Origin of the sequence: Arthrobacter globiformis (genome assembly GCF_003261175.1) — a bacterium.
Taxonomy (GTDB): Bacteria; Actinomycetota; Actinomycetes; order Actinomycetales; family Micrococcaceae; genus Arthrobacter; species Arthrobacter globiformis_A.
Genome location: NZ_QLNP01000043.1, coordinates 1 through 879 on the forward strand (window position 1 = coordinate 1; position 879 = coordinate 879).

The window sequence follows — 879 nt, forward strand, 5'->3', positions numbered from 1 at the left end:
CCTGTCGATGGTCCCAATGAGATCGGTGCTGTCGATGATCGTCATGCCACAACCTGCCGTCCTGCATTCTTGGCGATATAAGCTGCGGTCCTCTTAGCCAGGGCACAGATCGTCGCCGTAGGATTGACGCCGGTTGCCGTGGGGAAGACACTTCCGCCCGTAATGTAGAGGTTGGGCACATCATGGGTGCGACCGTAACTGTCAGTAACAGAGGATTTCGGGTCATCGCCCATCATCGTGGTACCCATGTTGTGCCAGGACGGGTTATTGCGATTGGTTACCCAAGCCTTTGTTGCTCCAGCAGCAGCGTGGGCTTCCAGTGTGCGTTCCAGGTTGTAGTCAACAAGGCGGCGCGTGTTCTCGCTTGTCCTGTAATGGACCTTGGGTGCGGGAAGTCCGTCCGAGTCCTTCAGGACCGGGTCAAGCGAGACGTAATTACTTTCCTCCGGCAAATCCTCCGGCATGACCATGATCTCGATAAGATGACCGACCGAATCGCTCATCTTTTCGGTGAAGGCCTCACCCCAGAAGGGTTCGCCAGACACCCCTTCACCCCGCGTCCACCGGTTGATCATCCCGAGCGGGCGACCGGCGGAAGGAATAACGTGCCACTTACTGCCGCGGACGAAGCCTCTGGAGGGGTCAGATTCATAGAACTGCATCGATTCGATTGCCTCACCGGTGGGACCAGTCCAGTCCTCAAGGTCGTCCTCATATAGACCAACGGATGTCCCAAATGGGTGCGTCATGAAACGTTTGCCGACCAGCCCGGAGGAGTTTGCCAGCCCGTCTGGAAACATCTTCGATTCGGACATAAGAAGCAACCTGGGCGTGCCGATGCCGTTTGCCGCGACAATGACTACCGATGCGGCCTGGAAG

1 protein-coding gene is annotated in these 879 nt (G+C 57.2%); it reads right to left on the bottom strand.

Going from position 1 to position 879, the window contains the following annotated elements; genetic code table 11:
• Positions 1-41: 41 nt before the first annotated feature.
• The coding region (locus DBZ45_RS03775) for a GMC oxidoreductase (RefSeq protein WP_146617439.1) at positions 42-879 on the bottom strand (838 nt) is incomplete at its 5' end.